This window comes from Cupriavidus sp. 21MJTG02-4 (assembly GCF_057798975.1).
In genome coordinates this window covers 18,878-35,474 of sequence record NZ_JBYOJP010000001.1, presented here as the reverse complement: position 1 = coordinate 35,474, position 16,597 = coordinate 18,878, and the positions used below count along the sequence as shown (strand labels likewise).

The window sequence follows — 16,597 nt, the reverse complement described above, 5'->3', positions numbered from 1 at the left end:
TTGTTGTCTCCCTCCGTCTGAAATGGTTCACCGGCGAGGCCGCGGACGCACCGCAAGACATGGCGCGCTGCGGAGCCATAGGCACCGGAGCTGCATGGATTTTGGGAGGCGAAACTTACTGAGTTCTGACAGATTTCCGCCGTCTGGCGCGCAAAGCGTCGGGGTATACGCTAGCCCGCACAGCGCATGAACCGGCACTTTTGTTGCTGCATTGCGAGGAGGCAAGTGCGGCGAACGCCGTGCGCTCGCGCTATGCCGGCTTGGTGCTAAGCAGCATCCTTGCCGGCGTCCGCATTGATGCCCTGCGAAGGTGGGGGAGCGTCGGCGGCGCCCTCGTCAGCTTCGTCGTCGGACCGGTTCATGCGCCAGGCATAGAGCGCGGTCATCAGGACGTAGACCACCAGCGCGCCCTGGGCCCCCATCCAGAACGAGAACGGCCAGCCGAAGAAGTCAAAGCGCAAGTCGCGGGCGAACCAGCTGACGACGAAGGTGACCACGAACCAGATCGCGAGCAGTGCGCAGATCCAGTGCTGGTTGCGCCGCCAGGCGCGCTTGAGCGCCGGATCGGGCGGGGCAGGCGTGCTCATGCCGCCAGCTCCGGTGCCGGCTGCCGCAACGTGATGCGGAACCGCGCGCCGGCCAGCCGAGGCTCCTGCTGGTAGACGTGGTCGTCGATCCGGATTTCGCCGCCATGCTGCTGCACGATCTCCCGGACGATGGCCAGGCCCAGGCCGCTGCCTTCGGTGTTGGTGCCCAGCACGCGATAGAACCGTTCCATCACGCGCTCGCGGTCCGCCGGCGCAATGCCCGGCCCGGTGTCCTCCACATCAAGATAGGCGAATGGTTCGAACGCATCGGCGCTGACGCGCACGGTGGCATGCCCGTGGGGCGGTGTGTAGCGGATGGCGTTGTCGATCAGGTTATTGAGCATTTCGGTGAGCATCAGGCGATTGCCCTGGACCATGACCGGATGGTCGCTGGCATCGAGCCCCAGGTCGATCTGCCGGGCCCAGGCGCGCGGCAGCCAGTCCTTCACCACGTCGCGCGCCAATGCGGCCAGGTCGAGCGCGGCCATGCTGCCCGCGCCAGCCAGGTTCTCCATGCGCGCGAGCGACAGCAACTGCGTGACCAGGTGCGCCGTGCGTTCGGAACTGCCCGCAATCTGCGCCAGCGACCGGCGCAATTCCTCCGGCGACTGGTCGCGCTGCGCCAGTTCCGCCTGCATGCGCAGTCCGGCCAGCGGAGTCTTCATCTGGTGCGCGGCATCGGCGATAAAACGCTTCTGCGTCTGCACCGACTGGTCCAGCCGCGCCAGCAGCTCGTTGAACGACGCGACCAGCGGCGTGATCTCTTGCGGCGCGGCGCGCTCGTCGATGGGGCTGGTATCGCCGGGATTGCGCGCGCGGATACGCTGCTGGATCGCCGTGAGCGGCGCGAGCCCGCGCGTGAGCCCGAACCACACCAGCACCACGGCCAGCGGCAGGATCACGAACTGCGGCAGGATCACGCCCTTGATGATCTCGTTGGCGAGACGCGCGCGCTTGTCGAGGGTTTCTGCCACCTGCACCAGCACGGGCTGGGTACCGCCGACGTTCTTGAGATCGACATAGGTGTAGGCCACGCGCACGTCGTTGCCCGCCACGCGGTCATCGCGCAGGGAGACCAGGCCGGGATGGCCCTGGTCTTCTTCGGATGGCAGCGGCAGGTCGTGGTCGCCGGCGACATACTCGCCGCGCTTGCCGACGACCTGGTAGTAGATGTTGTCGGTCTCGTCCGCGCGCAGGATCTCTCGCGCCGACAACGGCAGTTGCAGCGTGACGCGCCCGTTCACTTCGCGGACCTGCTGCGACAGCACGATGGCGCTGGCTTCGAGTGCGCGATCAAACGGCCCGTTGGCGATCGACTTCGCCACCAGGTACGTGACGGCGATGCTCATCGGCCACAGCAGGAGCAGCGGCGCCAGCATCCAGTCCAGGATCTCGCCGAACAGCGAGCGCGGGGCGGGGTGGGCGGTGCTTTCCTCCAGATGGGGCAGGGCGTCGGCCAGGTCGTCGGGATCGGAGGCGCCGGAAGGGGGCGCGGGATCCTTGGCGGGCCGATGCCGCCATGGCAGTCGCAGCTGGCTCATCTCGGTAAAGGTTGTAGGCGGTTTCGGTCGAGTGATCGGCTGCGTGGACGGGAACGGCGCGCGGACGCCTTAGTTCGGGGCGGCCACGGCCGGCTGGAATTTTTCCAGGCAATAGCCCAGTCCGCGCACGGTGGCGATGCGGATGCCGCCGACCTCGATCTTCTTGCGCAGCCGGTGCACGTAGACCTCGATCGCGTTATTGCTGACTTCCTCGCCCCATTCGCACAGGTGGTCGACCAGTTGTTCCTTGGAGACCAGCCGCCCGCTGCGCGTCAGCAGGATTTCCAGTAGTCCGATTTCGCGCGCCGACAGGTCCAGCATCTGATCGTTCATATAGGCAATGCGACCCACCTGGTCGAAGGACAGGGGGCCATGGCGCATCAGCGTGGCGCCGCCGCCTGCGCCGCGTCGTACCAGCGCGCGCACCCGGGCCTCAAGTTCGGTCAGCGCGAACGGCTTGGCCATATAGTCGTCGGCGCCCAGATCCAGGCCCTTGACGCGCTCGCCCACGCTGTCCGCGGCGGTCAGGATCAGCACCGGCAGCATGGCGCCGCGCGCGCGCAGGCGCTTCAGGACTTCCAGGCCCGGCATGCGCGGCAGCCCCAGGTCCAGGATCAGCAGGTCGAAATTCTGGGTCGATAGCGCGGAATCGGCCTCCAGGCCATTCGTGACATGGTCGACGGCATAACCGGAGTGACGCAACGAGCGCGTCAGGCCGTCGGCCAGCACATCGTCATCTTCGGCGATCAGAATGCGCATGGTTGTCTCCACCACGGCCGGCATTGCCAGCCGCCACGCAAACAATGCGGACAGGGCTTGCCAAGCATACTGTTTTTTTATACAGTACCCGCACATTCCGCGCAGGCCGCAGCAGAAGGCGGCTGTGCAGGCAGTCGGGTGATTTTGCAGTTGAGGCGCAAGATCGGTAAACCGGTCGGCAGCAATCGGAAAAGTCTGAAATGCCGGTGCCGCGCCACATTCGACCCTTTATACCACCATTGACTCAACATTTGACTCAAGGACGACCATGGACGACAAGAAGGCAGGTGCCGGCGTGAGCGCCGAGAAGCAGAAGGCGCTTGCCGCCGCGCTCTCCCAGATCGAGAAGCAGTTCGGCAAGGGCTCGATCATGCGCCTGGGCGATGGCGAGGTCGAAAAGGATATCCAGGTGGTGTCCACGGGCTCGCTCGGCCTGGACATCGCCCTTGGCGTCGGCGGCCTGCCGCGCGGGCGCGTGGTCGAGATCTATGGTCCGGAATCGTCGGGCAAGACCACGCTGACGCTGCAGGTCGTGGCCGAAATGCAGAAGCTGGGTGGCACCTGCGCCTTTATCGATGCCGAGCACGCGCTCGACGTCAACTACGCGGGCAAGCTGGGCGTGAACGTCGGCGACCTGCTGATCTCGCAGCCGGACACCGGCGAGCAGGCGCTGGAAATCACCGATGCGCTGGTGCGCTCGGGCTCGGTCGACCTGATCGTCATCGACTCGGTGGCCGCGCTGGTCCCCAAGGCCGAAATCGAAGGCGAAATGGGCGACTCGCTGCCCGGCCTGCAGGCGCGCCTGATGAGCCAGGCGCTGCGCAAGCTGACCGGCACCATCAAACGCACCAACTGCCTGGTGATCTTCATCAACCAGATTCGCATGAAGATCGGCGTGATGTTCGGTTCGCCCGAAACCACCACGGGCGGCAATGCACTGAAGTTCTATGCCTCCGTGCGCCTGGATATCCGTCGTATCGGTTCGATCAAGAAGGGCGACGACGTGATCGGCAACGAGACCAAGGTCAAGGTGGTCAAGAACAAGGTGTCGCCGCCGTTCCGCGAGGCCTTCTTCGATATCCTCTACGGCCAGGGTATTTCGCGCCAGGGCGAGATCATCGACCTGGGCGTGGACGCCAAGATCGTCGAGAAGTCGGGCGCCTGGTACAGCTACAACGGCGACAAGATCGGCCAGGGCAAGGACAATGCGCGCGAGTTCCTGCGCGAGAACCCGGACATTGCCCAGGAGATCGAGAACAAGGTCCGCACCGCGCTGGGCGTGGCGCCGATGAATGGCGTGCAGGCGGCCGCGGTCGTGGAACAAGACTGAGCGCTGCCGAGAGGCACGCTCCAGGGGCTGGCGCATTGCCGATGCGCCAGCCTTTTTTGTTTCCCGCCTTACCCGAATTCCGAATTCCGAATTCCAAATTGCGCCGATGGCCACCCGACCCCCGCTTTCCCTCAAGGCCCGCGCCGTAGGCTACCTGTCGCGCCGCGAGCACAGCCGGGCCGAACTGGCGCGCAAGCTGGCGCCGCACGCGGAATCCCCCGAGCAGCTCGAACAGCTGCTCGACGCGCTCGAGCGCGAGAACTGGCTGTCCAACCAGCGCTTTGCCGATAGCCTGCTGCACCGGCGCGGCAGCCGCTACGGTGCCGCCCGCGTCATCCAGGAGGCCAAGACTCACCAGCTTGGCAGCGAGCAATTGGGCGAATTGCGAGATCGCCTGCGTGAGTCCGAGCCCGAGCGCGCGCGCGAGGTCTGGCGCAAGCGCTTTGGCACCCCGCCCGCCACGCCGGAAGAGCGGGCCAAGCAGATCCGTTTCATGATGGCGCGCGGTTTTTCGCGCTCGGTCATCGGCAAGGTGATCCAGGGCGCCGAGGACGAGTATCCCGACGGGATGGAATAGGGGGCGGCCGGCCCGCGTATCGGGCCTGTGTTCAGGGCAATACCAGTACTGGCGACAAGTGTATTCGGCCGTATGCCGGCTACGCCGCGGGCCGAGTCCGCCACCGGGAGCGGCCATATGGCTTTTATCCGCCGGTTTTCCGCTCCGGTTGGCCGACAATCCGGCGCCGACACTTGGCGCATGCGGATGTTCCCGGGCAAAGCGGTCCGGCATGTTAAACTCTTCGGGTTTTTCGGCGCCGTTGCCTTTCCACGGTACCTTGCCCCCGTATTCCCAGTCTGGTCATGCCTCTTTCCCAGCCCGTCAACCGTTCCCTGCGTCATACCCGCGCCATTACGGCCCAGGCTTACCTCAGGGAAGACGGCTTGTGGGACATCGAGGTCAACCTGACCGACACCAAGCCGCGTGACATTGACCTGGCGGGCGGCCGGATCCGACCGGTTGGCCAGCCACTGCACGACCTGTGGCTGCGCGTCACGATCGACGAGCAACTGAACGTGCTGGATGCAGAGGCTTGTTCCGACTGGGTGCCGTATCCGACGCAATGCGACCAGATCGGCCCGGCTTACCGCAAGCTGATCGGACTGAACCTGCGCAAGGGCTTCCGCAAGGCGGTGCGCGATCGCCTGTCGGGCATCCAGGGCTGCTCGCACCTGACCGAAGCCGCCGGCGTGCTGCCTAGCGCCGCAATCCAGGCATTCGCGGGCGAAGTCATCAGCATTCGCGATGGTGCCGACGACGATCCCAATCCCGAACCCCCTTACCAGTTGAACGGCTGCCACGCGCTGCGTTTCGATGGCGAGGTGGTTCGAGAGTTTTACCCACGCTGGTATGGTCACCAGCCGAAGCCCAAGGTTCGGGCCGAGGCGGAGCAGGCCGCTGCTAACACGCCTCAGGCGCAAGCGGCTGCCGGCCACGGCAATGTTCCGTACGACCGGCCAACCGGCACTTCCGGCTGATCCTCAGGATCGGCCACGGACGAGAGAGTTCGTCTTCTTTCAGATTCTTCCCTTCTACCTTTTACGCCTACCCGAAAGGAAACACGCATGAATATCCATGAGTACCAAGGCAAGGAAATCCTGCGCAAATACAATGTGCCGGTTCCGCGCGGCATCCCCGCGTTCTCGGTTGCCGAGGCCCTGAAGGCCGCAGAAGAGCTTGGCGGCCCGGTTTGGGTGGTCAAGGCACAGATTCATGCGGGTGGCCGCGGCAAGGGCGGCGGCGTGAAGGTTGCCAAGAGCATCGACGACGTCAAGACCTACGCCACCAACATCCTGGGCATGCAGCTGGTCACGCACCAGACCGGTCCGGAAGGCAAGAAGGTCAACCGCCTGCTGATCGAAGAAGGCGCCGACATCAAGAAGGAACTGTACGTTTCGCTGGTGGTGGACCGCGTTTCGCAGAAGATCGCCCTGATGGCATCGAGCGAAGGCGGCATGGACATCGAGGAAGTCGCTGCCCACACCCCGGAAAAGATCCACACGCTGATCATCGAGCCGTCGACCGGCCTGACCGACGCTGACGCCGACGACATCGCCCGCAAGATCGGCGTGCCCGACGCATCGGTGGCCCAGGCTCGCCAGGCCCTCCAAGGCCTGTACAAGGCGTTCTACGACACCGACGCTTCGCTGGCCGAAATCAACCCGCTGATCCTGACCGGCGAAGGCAAGGTCATCGCGCTGGACGCCAAGTTCAACTTCGACTCGAACGCGCTGTTCCGTCACCCGGAAATCGTCGCCTACCGCGACCTGGATGAAGAAGACGCCAACGAAATCGAAGCCTCGAAGTTCGACCTGGCCTACATCTCGCTGGACGGCAACATCGGCTGCCTGGTGAACGGCGCCGGCCTGGCCATGGCCACCATGGACACCATCAAGCTGTTCGGCGGCGAGCCGGCCAACTTCCTCGACGTGGGCGGCGGTGCCACCACCGAGAAGGTGACCGAAGCCTTCAAGCTGATGCTGAGCAACCCGAACGTTGAAGCCATCCTGGTCAACATCTTCGGCGGCATCATGCGCTGCGACGTGATCGCCGAAGGCGTGATCTCGGCGTCGAAGGCCGTGAACCTGACGGTGCCGCTGGTGGTCCGCATGAAGGGCACCAACGAAGACCTGGGCAAGAAGATGCTGGCCGATTCGGGCCTGCCGATCATCGCTGCCGACACCATGGAAGAAGCCGCCCAGAAGGTTGTGGCTGCTGCCGCCGGCAAGAAGTAATCCGGGCGCCGAAACCACATTCAAGCGGACTGGGGCAGCGCGCGTGGCTGCGTGCCCGTGCTGCCAGAGCCAAGCAAAGGAATAACGTATGTCGATTCTGATCAACAAAGACACCAAGGTCATCACCCAGGGCATCACTGGCAAGACCGGCCAGTTCCACACCCGTGGCTGCCGTGACTACGCCAACGGCAAGAACTGCTTCGTCGCAGGCGTGAACCCGAAGAAGGCCGGCGAAGACTTCGAAGGCATTCCCATCTACGCCAGCGTGAAGGATGCCAAGGCCCAGACCGGCGCCACCGTTTCCGTCATCTACGTGCCGCCCGCAGGCGCCGCTGCCGCCATCTGGGAAGCCGTTGACGCCGACCTGGACCTGGTGGTCTGCATCACCGAAGGCATCCCCGTGCGCGACATGATGGAAGTCAAGGACCGCATGCGCCGCGAGAACAAGAAGACCCTGCTGCTGGGACCGAACTGCCCGGGCCTGATCACGCCGGACGAAATCAAGATCGGCATCATGCCGGGCCACATCCACCGCAAGGGCCGCATCGGCGTGGTGTCGCGCTCGGGCACGCTGACGTACGAAGCCGTGGGCCAGCTGACCGCGCTGGGCCTGGGCCAGTCGTCGGCTGTCGGTATCGGCGGCGACCCGATCAACGGCCTGAAGCACATCGACGTCATGAAGATGTTCAACGACGATCCGGATACGGACGCCGTGGTCATGATCGGTGAGATCGGCGGTCCGGATGAAGCCAATGCGGCCCACTGGATCAAGGACAACATGAAGAAGCCGGTGGTTGGCTTCATCGCTGGTGTCACTGCGCCTCCGGGCAAGCGCATGGGCCACGCCGGCGCGCTGATCTCGGGTGGTGCCGACACCGCCCAGGCCAAGCTGGAAATCATGGAAGCCTGCGGTATCACGGTGACCAAGAACCCGTCGGAAATGGCTCGCCTGCTGAAGGCCAAGCTGTAAGTCACACATCCAGGCCCGGCGCGCTCATGCGGCGCGCAAGGCCCTGTGTGGAACCGCTCCGGCGTGGCTGGGAGCGGGATTGCCCCCGCCAAGTGCGGGGGCAATGTCATTGTGGCGAAGGGCTTCCTAGGGTATTTCCCGAGAAGTTTGCCTCTGACTTGAAATCGAATCGAAAGGTTCGCACGCTATACATGTCTGTTTTTTCAGACATCCGAACTGCCGCAATCGGGCGCGGTCGGACATATTAGATAGAAAACCTCGAGGAGCACTGCCGTGGAACTGCTGTCTTCCACCACGTTCTGGATTGCGTTGGGATCGATCATCCTGACCAACATTGTCCTGTCCGGCGACAACGCGGTCGTTATCGCGCTCGCCTCGCGCAACCTGCCGCCCGCGCAACAGAAGAAGGCCATCTTCTGGGGCAGCGCCGCCGCCATCATCATGCGGGTGGTGCTGACGGTGGCAGCCGTCAAGCTGCTGAGCCTGCCGTACCTGAAGATCGTCGGCGCCGTGCTGCTGGTCTATATCGGCGTGCAACTGCTGACCGGCGAAGATGACGAAGACGGCCACGACGCCAAGGACAACATCTGGCAAGCCATTCGCACCATCCTGATCGCCGACCTCGTCATGTCCCTGGACAACGTGGTGGCCGTGGCTGCTGCCGCGCAGAAGGGCCCCGAAGGCAGCCAGCTGATGCTGCTGATCCTGGGCCTGGGGCTGTCGATCCCGCTGATCGTGTTCGGCAGCACGCTGCTGCTCAAGGTCATGGAGCGCTTCCCGATCATCATCGTGCTGGGCGCCGCGCTGTTGGGCTACCTGGCTGGCGAAATGCTGGTGAGTGATCCGATCGATGCTGCGTGGTTCGAACTCAATGTGCCGCACGCCCACCTGGTGTTCGGTATTGCCGGGGCGATCCTCGTGGTGGTGGTCGGCAAACTGATGAGCCGCCGCGCTGCGCAGACGGCCTGACGAAGCGGGCGTGCTGAACGCCGCATAGCAAAGGGCAGCCCTGGTGGCTGCCCTTTCTGCTGATGGATGCCCGGAAATTCGGGACTAACTTATGTGAGTTATCGCATATTTTGTCGGTGTGCCAGGAGACATTGGCAGACAACTGACAATTTTTGGTGCTGGAGCATGGGTGCACGTTTAGCGGGTGACGAAATTTGTCGCCTGGCCCCCTGTTAGTGGGGTATCGATGCCTGGCACAGTACCTGCTCTATCCTCCCCGCACTTCACAAATCGAAGACGTGCAGTGCATCAACCTAAAATCTCTTCGAGGGGTCATCTCATGCAACGGGTACAACAAATCAAAAAGCTGGGCCGTCGGGTCCAGAAGGGCTTTACGCTGATCGAACTGATGATCGTGGTGGCGATCATTGGTATTTTGGCGGCGATTGCGATTCCGCAGTATCAGGATTATGTGACGCGTAGCCGTTGGTCGGATGTGTATTCGCAGGTGGCGCCGCTCAAACAAGCTATTGCGCAATGTACGCAAACCAATGCAGGTGGTTTGGGCAGCTGCGACTCCGTTCCGAAACTGACCAGTGAAGTCGGCTATGCGACGTTGCCGGCGCCGGCCAACGCCTCGGTTTCGATCGGGACGGGTGCAGCCATCACCATGGCTGCACAGGGCCAATTGGGTACGGGCTGTAGCGTTATCCTGACCCCTACGCTGACTTCAAACGCTGTAACCTGGGCTGCTTCCAATTCGGGTTGTACCAAGTCGCAAACGGGCGTTTAAGCTACTTTGCTGTGAATCGAAAGGGCATCCTTGGATGCCCTTTTTTCATGAGAATCGTTTCGTGAAATCTGGATTCGATGAGTGGAATCTGAGGGTGGCGATGGTGTTATGTAGCGCCATCTGGTCAGCACCGTTTTTGGTGGCGCCGCATACGTTACCCATATCGACCTTCTATGCGGAGTCACTTGCGATTGCTATAGCCATTTTAGTGGGTATCCTAGCAATAGCGACTGGTGTAAGGCAGGGGGATTCGTTGCCGATTGCCGCTGCTGTAGCGGCACCGACTGGTTTTATCGTCGTCCTGCTAGTACAACTGGGCATGACTCGTGCTGGGCGGCCGGTGGAGCCTTTTCTGGCAGTTTTTTTTGCACTGTGTGCGATAAGTGCCATTCAGGCTGGTGTGTTGTTTGGCCAAGACCGCGAGGCGGTCAAGCGTTTGCTACAGGCATGCGCGGTCGGAACCCTGGCAGCTGGATTGTTCTCGTCTGGCATTGCCTGGTTACAGGCGTTTGGACTGGAGTCCCACTACCTCCCATGGATTGCTGAGTTTCCGCCTGTTCCCGTTGGCGCGGGACGAAGACTATTCGCCAATCTCTACCAGGCCAATCACTTCGGAACCGTATGCTTACTGGCGGTGGCCAGCGTCGTCTATCTGCGTCGTGTTGGCAAATTAAGCCGCCTGACACTGATTTCCTCATTGCTCATTCTGGGTATTGGGGCGGCATTCACGGCATCGCGTACTCCGCTAATTCAAGCCGCAGTAATTGTCGTCTGCGCGACAGCAATGGCGCGCATGCGACTCAGTTCGAGACATCCTTATGCCGGATGGTCGCGGGCATCGTTGTTTGGCCTGTTGCCCTTTGGCTTTCTGCTGCTCGCTGTGATGTTTGTAGGTTGGCTCAACCAGACTTTCGAACTTCGACTCGCAAGTTCGTCTGTCCAGCGTATGGCGGGTGAGGGAGGGATTTCACTAAGGTTGGCGTTGTGGCGGTATGCCACCGAGGTTTTTCTTCAACACCCGCTATTTGGTGTCGGCTGGGGGGAATATGTTCGCGCCCAATTCTTGATTGCAGATCGTCTAGGCCCCGTAGAGATGGCCAACAACGCGCACAACATTGTGTTGGATCTGCTCGCCAAAACAGGTCTCATTGGCGCCATTGTTGTATTCCTGCCGTTCATGCTGTGGGCTTGGCGCGTTATTCATGAGGTACGCAAGAACAATACCGATATAGAGCGCTTATATTGTCTTACCATGGTTGCCGTGGTGGCGGTCCATGCAATGTTCGAGTTTCCTCAGAACTACGCATTCTTCCTACTGCCAGTCTGCTTATTGGTTGGTCTGGCTGAAACACGCAATTGGCGTGGCATGACGAAGGCGCTATCACTGAGTGCGAGCGCTGCTCTGCTTGGTATCATGGCTATTGGACTCGTGTTCGCGGGTTTCGATTATCGGAAGGCCGAGGTTGCATATCGGCCTCGCGGTGAGTTGCTTTATTTCGCTAACCCGGCATTCATTTATGCCGACTGGGCGCGATATGGCTTGGTAAGCCAGATGCCGCTCGACAAGGAACTCTTGCCGGAAAAGATCTCGATGCATGAGAGTGCACTTGCTATTTCGGCGTCTCCGAACTTCATCCGCCGGTACATTATCCTTCTGGCTTTGGACGGACGCACCGACGATGCCCTGCTTCAGGTCAAGCGGCTCCGGTCTTTCGCCTTGGACCAGTTCAACCAGCAGTACGAGTGGCTTGTTGGCATGTGCGACGAACAGAAGGGCCAGGTAAGCGAGTTCAAGGCGCGCTTGTTGGCGCTGTACGGTCCACCTAGCCCACAGAACGCGAAGTAATATTGAGGCAAGCCTATTCGCATTCCCAGGTGTGCATTGGCTAGCGTGACGGTCGAAGGGGCTTCGGATATGATCCGCCTCTTCGACAGGTTACGGACAGAACCCAGCTGGCCGCAAGCGAATGCTTTATGCCTTTGTCCTTTGTATTAGTTCTTCCGTTGCTGGTCTCCCGGCACACTTTGCCGCTTGCAACGTTCTACGGCGAGTGGCTTAGCGCAGCGCTTTTCTGCACAATCTGTTTGGTGTCGTTCGTTCGGAATCGCGATGTGCAAGATAATAGATCCATACCATGGATCGCAAATCTGCCGATCTGGTTACTAATTGTTAGCTTTCTCCAGATGGCCTCCGGGTCTCCGGATATCACAGGAAGCCGTCTTGCTACTCAACTGACGCTTGTGGCGGGCGCAATTGTTATGGTCGCGACGTGGCATCGGGATCAGTCGGTTTCCGGAAGTCGACTGAACGTCGCCACAGCTCTCGCGACTGCTTTCCTCTTCGCCGGCCTTTTCGGCTCGTTGTCTCAGTGGGTCCAACTCTTCCATCTCGAACCCCACACCTTCGGCCTAGTCTCCTCCTACTTCTACGACGACAACCGCCGCCTCTGGGGCAACGTCAACCAGCCCAATCACCAGGCCACCATCGACGGCATGGCATTGGTCGCCGCAACATGGCTAGCCTCGCGCGGCAAGCTGCGTTTCCCGATGTGGCTGGTTGCCGTGATCCTGCTGGAAAGCGGCATCGTCCTGTCAGGCTCACGTACTGGCGTCCTGCACGTGGGCATCGCTGCGCTCTACGCCCTCATCGCCGCATGGCTTGCGCGCGGTGCTCGACGCGATATCGATCCCATGCAGAGACCGGTCGGCCTTCTGGCAGCGGCAATCGCCACGGTCGTCGTCCTGCTGGCGCTACAGCCGACCATCAAGGCCGCAAGCCACGCCTTCGACTGGCGCCTGTTCGATACCGTCGCACAACTAAAGTCCGCGGACCAGACATCCGCACGCCGCGCACTGTGGACCCACGCCTGGGCCATGTTCCGCACGCATCCATGGCTGGGCGTAGGCTGGGGCGAATTCGGCTGGGCCCAGTTCCAGCAGTTGCCGCAGGTCGGCGTGAAGGTCGAGATGGCCCTGCATTCCCACAACGCGATACTCGACCTGCTGGCCAAGACTGGTATTGTCGGGACAGCAGGCGTGGCCATTGCGTTGGCGGGATGGTTGTGGCGCGTGGTGCGTGTCCGGCTGGTGCGGGCGAATAACGACGAACGAGCGCAAACCGTCGTCGTCCTGACATGGCTCGCCATGCTGTGCGCGCATTCGATGCTCGAGTATCCGCTGCACTACCTGTACTTCTTCCTGCCGTTCTGCTTCATGCTGGGCTGGCTCGAACCGCGCGGTTTCGGGCGATGGCGCATGCCGCGCTGGCTGTCGCTAGGATTGCTGGCGGGGTTCGCCGCGGTCAGCGCGATCGTGCTCGCTACGATGTGGCAGGACTACCGGCGTGCCGAGGCGCGCGAGTATGCCAGCCGCGAGCGTCGTGTCACGCTGCCGATGCCTGCGTACTGGTTCCGCCAATATGCGGCGGCCGATGTCGCCGAGCGCGCCATCATCACGCCCGCCAATGCCGCACAACTGTTGCCTTCCCATATCGCCGCCGTGCATCTGCTGCCGACGCCGACGATGATCGCCCGCACCGCATGGCTGATGGCGCTGACGGGTGACCCCGCGCAAGGGCGCGCGTGGCTGGAGCGCCTGCGCTTCTACTATGTGGGGGATGAACCGGCACAGTACGCCGCGCTCGAACAGGCCTGTCGCGACGTCGACGATACGGCGCGTCCGCGCGAGTTCTGTCGATGGATCCGCGAGCAGGCGCGGCGCATGCCCGATCAGGGCTGACCGCTCAATACGACCCACCGTACCCCGGTGGCGGAGGCGGCGGCGGATAGTAATAAGACGGCGCCGGTCGCGCCGCCGTTGCCATGTTGCCGTGGACCGGCACGCGGTGGCCGCTGGCATACATGCACTGGAGATAGGCCGCATCATAGTGTTGTTGCGTGCCATAGCCCGAGTACTGCGCATTGCCCGCGCCGAACGCCGCACCGGTCAACAGACCCACGCCGGCGCCCACGGCTGCGCCCTCGCCGCCGCCGAATGCCGCGCCCGCGGCGGCGCCCAGCGCGGTACCGACCACCGTGCTGCCCACCGCACTGGTATTCGCCGCCTGCGCGGAACTGACGCCGCCTACCTGTCCGAATGCGTACTGGCGGCAGTTGCCGTCGTCCGCCCGGAACTGGTCAAAGCTCTTGCCGGTACCGGGCAGCACCATGACGGAGGGGCCCGATGGCATCACGGCGCAAGCACCCAGTGCCAGCGTTGCCACAATCAGTGCCACAGCCTGCGAACGACGGATAAGGTAAGCACGTGCCTTCATGACGACACCCCCGGCGCAGGCGATTCAGGGGTGGCCGAACCGGACGGCGGCTGGGCCGGCACCTTCTGCCAGCCGCCAGGGCAAGCGTGGATATAGGGGTAATAACCTTCGGGCTGGTTGCAGTGGTACCACCAGGCCTGGGCCGGTGCTTCCGGCATGGCGCCTTCAGGTCCGGGCGCGGCGACCGGTCCGTCGGGACCCTGTTCGATGTATTGCGGCGGTGACGCCGGCGCGGCCATGACTGCTGGCGGATAGTAGTAAGGGTACGGATAGTAGCCATAGGGATACCCGCCGTACACGAATCCGGGGCCGAAATACACGCCCACGCCGACACGCGCAGGGTAGTAGCCGCCGCGATAGTAACCACCGTGGTAATAGCCACCGTGATAGCCGCCGCCATGGTAATAGGCCCGGCCGGCGACTGCCGCGCCGCTGGTGGTGACCGCCGCCAGAGCCAGCGCCAACTGGCAAAGCTTGCGCCCGTTCATCGAACTCACCCTATGCGAATGCGCCAGGCCGCGCCGGCACTGCGGTGCCGGGGCCTGTCCGGCCATGCTGGCCTGATTGATATTGAATACCAATTTACGCCCGCTGGCGGTGCCGCAGGCACCGTGAAATGCGGCGTTACCTTTATTACGGCACGATGCGCCGACCGTACGCCGGGCGATCCACCGTCCCCCGGGGCGTTGCAAAACGCACTTTGATTTTTCTACTTCACCGCACCGCGGCTGAATTTGTAATAAAGTGTTTCGAAGTTATCACGCACACAAGACCGTGAACCTCGAATCCCCATCTGAATTTGCCATTGACCCGTTGCGCGTGGAGTTCCGCCAGGCAGAAACTGAGCTGGCATTCCAGCGCCACCACCTGACGCGCAGCCGGTCGTCCCTTCATCTGACACTGCTGTTCTGCTCGGCCTTCTATCTGGCCTTTTCGATGACGGATGTCGCGGCGCTGGGCTATGGGCGCGTGGCGCTGGTCCTGTTCGTCGGCCGCATGCTGGTCGCGATCACGGCAGTCATGGGCCTTTATCTCCTGCGCGACGAGTCCGAATCCATCGTGGCGCACTGGTTCGTGGCCAGTGCTGCCGAGGTCGTGGGCATGGCAACCTTCATGCTGATCGTCTGGTACCGGCCCAGCGAGATCCCATGGCACGCGATGTCACTGTGCATCATGCTGATCGTCGTCTATATCTTCATTCCCAACCGGCTGGTCATTGCAAAGGGCATCGCTATCGCTGCCACCGCGGTCTTCATCCTGATCGCGGTGGAGAAGGGTAACCTGACCCATTCGGATGCCCTGACCATGACGATGCTCTTGCTGCTGGCCAACAGCTTCGGGATGGTGGCGGCCCGCCGCTACCATCGGCTATGGCGCGACGAGTACCGCTCGCTGATCGAGCTGAAGCACCAGTCGACCCGGGACCATCTCACCGGGTGCTACAACCGGCGCCATTTGCATGAAACGCTGCTGCCAATGGAAATTGCGAGGGCGGAGCGGTACAAGCATTGGCTGACCCTCGTGGTTTGCGATATCGACCACTTCAAGCGCATCAACGATACCTTCGGCCATCAGACCGGCGATGCCGTGCTTCAACATGTGGCGGACCTGCTTCAGGCGATGACGCGCCGGCATGTCGATAGCGTGGTGCGCTACGGCGGGGAAGAATTCCTGCTGGTCCTGTCGCAAACGGACCTTGACGGTGCCTTGACCGTTGCCGAGCGGTTGCGAGCGGCGATTGTGGATAATCCGACCGCCGACGCCGCCAGCGGCAACATCCCGACAACGGCCAGTTTTGGCGTGCTGGCCGTGGATTTTTCCGTGGCGAGGCACGGTGCCACCGAAAAGACTTTGATTGCCGCAGCCGACGCCCTGCTGTATGAAGCCAAGGAAGCGGGCCGCAACAGTATCCGGTGCAGCGAATGGTCCGATGCAGCCGTCGGGCGCGTGACCGGTTCTCTTCCGCTGACGATTTACGATTCAGGATCGTCGGACGGGCATCGGCTTCTTGCCGACTGGACAGAGGCGCCGTAGACGAGGCATTGCGAATCGCCGATGGCTGCCTCCGGTTGTCATGGCTTCGGTCTAAGCGCCAGCCACCCAGTCGCCTGACTTTCCGCCATGCTTCTCCAGCAATTGCACACCGCCCATCACCATGCCCCGGTCCACCGCCTTGCACATGTCGTAGATGGTCAGCAGCGCGACCTGCACGCCGGTCAGCGCCTCCATCTCCACACCCGTCTGCCCGCGCGTTTCGGTGCGTACCGTGCAGGTAACGCTGGCGTTCGCCTCGTCCAGCGCAAAGTCCACCGCCACCTTGGTCAGGCCGATCGGGTGGCACAGCGGAATCAGGTCGGCGGTACGCTTGGTCGCCATGATCGCGGCGATCCGCGCGATGCCCAGCACGTCGCCTTTCTTCGCGGTGCCGTCGCGCACGAGCGCAAAGGTATCGGGCAGCATGGTGATGGTGCCGGTGGCCACCGCCACGCGATGGGTGCTGGCCTTGTCGCCGACATCGACCATGTGGGCCTGTCCGGCGGTATCGAAATGGGTGAGCTGCGTCATGGCGGGTTCCTGTACGGCAACGTGCGGCAAACCGCTAA

The 16,597-nt window shown here is 62.5% G+C and carries 16 protein-coding genes; 10 read left to right on the top strand and 6 right to left on the bottom strand.

The window, feature by feature from the left end; all coding sequences use genetic code 11:
• Positions 1 to 266: 266 nt before the first annotated feature.
• From AC3FKH_RS00175 to AC3FKH_RS00165, 3 genes are all read right to left on the bottom strand, one after another.
• Positions 267 to 587 carry a DUF4212 domain-containing protein gene (locus AC3FKH_RS00175; protein WP_488671950.1) on the bottom strand — a complete coding sequence of 107 codons (321 nt, stop codon included), beginning with the start codon at positions 585 to 587 and terminating at the stop codon, positions 267 to 269.
• Positions 584 to 2,128, bottom strand: coding sequence for a sensor histidine kinase (locus AC3FKH_RS00170; protein ID WP_488671948.1), 1,545 nt, complete (start codon positions 2,126 to 2,128; stop codon positions 584 to 586). Before AC3FKH_RS00170 ends, AC3FKH_RS00175 begins: the two co-directional genes overlap by 4 nt.
• Before the next feature lie 69 nt (positions 2,129 to 2,197).
• A complete protein-coding gene (locus AC3FKH_RS00165; RefSeq protein WP_488671946.1) occupies positions 2,198 to 2,887 on the bottom strand; it encodes a response regulator in 690 nt (229 codons plus the stop codon).
• A 268-nt stretch (positions 2,888 to 3,155) separates the two neighbouring features.
• Between AC3FKH_RS00165 and recA the strand changes: the two genes are divergently transcribed.
• From recA to AC3FKH_RS00120, 9 genes are all read left to right on the top strand, one after another.
• Positions 3,156 to 4,217 (top strand): recombinase RecA, encoded by a 1,062-nt coding sequence (gene recA, locus AC3FKH_RS00160; protein ID WP_483710499.1) that lies wholly within the window; start codon positions 3,156 to 3,158, stop codon positions 4,215 to 4,217.
• A gap of 106 nt (positions 4,218 to 4,323) precedes the next feature.
• Positions 4,324 to 4,794, top strand: coding sequence for a recombination regulator RecX (gene recX / locus AC3FKH_RS00155; RefSeq protein WP_483710500.1), 471 nt, complete (start codon positions 4,324 to 4,326; stop codon positions 4,792 to 4,794).
• A gap of 284 nt (positions 4,795 to 5,078) precedes the next feature.
• Positions 5,079 to 5,753 carry a DUF2889 domain-containing protein gene (locus AC3FKH_RS00150; protein WP_488671943.1) on the top strand — a complete coding sequence of 225 codons (675 nt, stop codon included), beginning with the start codon at positions 5,079 to 5,081 and terminating at the stop codon, positions 5,751 to 5,753.
• Between the two features lie 87 nt (positions 5,754 to 5,840).
• Complete coding sequence (gene sucC, locus AC3FKH_RS00145; RefSeq protein ID WP_211948887.1) at positions 5,841 to 7,010, top strand: ADP-forming succinate--CoA ligase subunit beta; 1,170 nt, start codon at positions 5,841 to 5,843, stop codon at positions 7,008 to 7,010.
• 88 nt (positions 7,011 to 7,098) lie between these two features.
• Entirely contained in the window at positions 7,099 to 7,980 is an 882-nt protein-coding gene (sucD, locus tag AC3FKH_RS00140) for a succinate--CoA ligase subunit alpha (protein ID WP_483731297.1), read from the top strand.
• 273 nt (positions 7,981 to 8,253) lie between these two features.
• Positions 8,254 to 8,949: a TerC family protein gene (locus AC3FKH_RS00135; protein ID WP_488671941.1), complete on the top strand. Its 696-nt coding sequence runs from the start codon at positions 8,254 to 8,256 to the stop codon at positions 8,947 to 8,949.
• Positions 8,950 to 9,268: 319 nt separating this feature from the next.
• On the top strand, positions 9,269 to 9,721 hold the full coding sequence (locus AC3FKH_RS00130) for a pilin (RefSeq protein WP_488671939.1): 453 nt from the start codon (positions 9,269 to 9,271) through the stop codon (positions 9,719 to 9,721).
• Between the two features lie 61 nt (positions 9,722 to 9,782).
• Positions 9,783 to 11,567 carry a PglL family O-oligosaccharyltransferase gene (locus AC3FKH_RS00125; protein WP_488671937.1) on the top strand — a complete coding sequence of 595 codons (1,785 nt, stop codon included), beginning with the start codon at positions 9,783 to 9,785 and terminating at the stop codon, positions 11,565 to 11,567.
• Between the two features lie 128 nt (positions 11,568 to 11,695).
• Positions 11,696 to 13,459 (top strand): PglL family O-oligosaccharyltransferase, encoded by a 1,764-nt coding sequence (locus AC3FKH_RS00120; protein WP_488671935.1) that lies wholly within the window; start codon positions 11,696 to 11,698, stop codon positions 13,457 to 13,459.
• A gap of 4 nt (positions 13,460 to 13,463) precedes the next feature.
• Here AC3FKH_RS00120 and AC3FKH_RS00115 read toward each other — a convergent pair whose 3' ends face one another.
• Both AC3FKH_RS00115 and AC3FKH_RS00110 read right to left on the bottom strand, forming a co-directional pair.
• Entirely contained in the window at positions 13,464 to 13,994 is a 531-nt protein-coding gene (locus AC3FKH_RS00115; RefSeq protein WP_488671933.1) for a hypothetical protein, read from the bottom strand.
• Positions 13,991 to 14,482 carry a hypothetical protein gene (locus AC3FKH_RS00110; RefSeq protein WP_488671932.1) on the bottom strand — a complete coding sequence of 164 codons (492 nt, stop codon included), beginning with the start codon at positions 14,480 to 14,482 and terminating at the stop codon, positions 13,991 to 13,993. Before AC3FKH_RS00110 ends, AC3FKH_RS00115 begins: the two co-directional genes overlap by 4 nt.
• Positions 14,483 to 14,963: 481 nt before the next feature.
• Between AC3FKH_RS00110 and AC3FKH_RS00105 the strand changes: the two genes are divergently transcribed.
• Positions 14,964 to 16,028, top strand: a complete 1,065-nt coding sequence (locus AC3FKH_RS00105) for a GGDEF domain-containing protein (protein WP_488671930.1) — start codon at positions 14,964 to 14,966, stop codon at positions 16,026 to 16,028.
• Positions 16,029 to 16,079: 51 nt separating this feature from the next.
• Here the strand turns inward: AC3FKH_RS00105 and moaC are convergent, their stop codons facing one another.
• Entirely contained in the window at positions 16,080 to 16,559 is a 480-nt protein-coding gene (gene moaC, locus AC3FKH_RS00100; RefSeq protein ID WP_488671928.1) for a cyclic pyranopterin monophosphate synthase MoaC, read from the bottom strand.
• Between the last annotated feature and the right edge of the window lie 38 nt (positions 16,560 to 16,597).

What these genes read in the sequence shown, in the direction of transcription:
- AC3FKH_RS00175 (WP_488671950.1), bottom strand. Translation starts at nt 587, where the DNA reads ATGAGCACGCCTGCCCCGCCCGATCCGGCGCTCAAGCGCGCCTGGCGG.
- AC3FKH_RS00170 (WP_488671948.1), bottom strand. Translation starts at nt 2,128, where the DNA reads ATGAGCCAGCTGCGACTGCCATGGCGGCATCGGCCCGCCAAGGATCCC.
- AC3FKH_RS00165 (WP_488671946.1), bottom strand. Translation starts at nt 2,887, where the DNA reads ATGCGCATTCTGATCGCCGAAGATGACGATGTGCTGGCCGACGGCCTG.
- recA (WP_483710499.1), top strand. Translation starts at nt 3,156, where the DNA reads ATGGACGACAAGAAGGCAGGTGCCGGCGTGAGCGCCGAGAAGCAGAAG.
- recX (WP_483710500.1), top strand. Translation starts at nt 4,324, where the DNA reads ATGGCCACCCGACCCCCGCTTTCCCTCAAGGCCCGCGCCGTAGGCTAC.
- AC3FKH_RS00150 (WP_488671943.1), top strand. Translation starts at nt 5,079, where the DNA reads ATGCCTCTTTCCCAGCCCGTCAACCGTTCCCTGCGTCATACCCGCGCC.
- sucC (WP_211948887.1), top strand. Translation starts at nt 5,841, where the DNA reads ATGAATATCCATGAGTACCAAGGCAAGGAAATCCTGCGCAAATACAAT.
- sucD (WP_483731297.1), top strand. Translation starts at nt 7,099, where the DNA reads ATGTCGATTCTGATCAACAAAGACACCAAGGTCATCACCCAGGGCATC.
- AC3FKH_RS00130 (WP_488671939.1), top strand. Translation starts at nt 9,269, where the DNA reads ATGCAACGGGTACAACAAATCAAAAAGCTGGGCCGTCGGGTCCAGAAG.
- AC3FKH_RS00120 (WP_488671935.1), top strand. Translation starts at nt 11,696, where the DNA reads ATGCCTTTGTCCTTTGTATTAGTTCTTCCGTTGCTGGTCTCCCGGCAC.
- AC3FKH_RS00115 (WP_488671933.1), bottom strand. Translation starts at nt 13,994, where the DNA reads ATGAAGGCACGTGCTTACCTTATCCGTCGTTCGCAGGCTGTGGCACTG.
- AC3FKH_RS00110 (WP_488671932.1), bottom strand. Translation starts at nt 14,482, where the DNA reads ATGAACGGGCGCAAGCTTTGCCAGTTGGCGCTGGCTCTGGCGGCGGTC.
- moaC (WP_488671928.1), bottom strand. Translation starts at nt 16,559, where the DNA reads ATGACGCAGCTCACCCATTTCGATACCGCCGGACAGGCCCACATGGTC.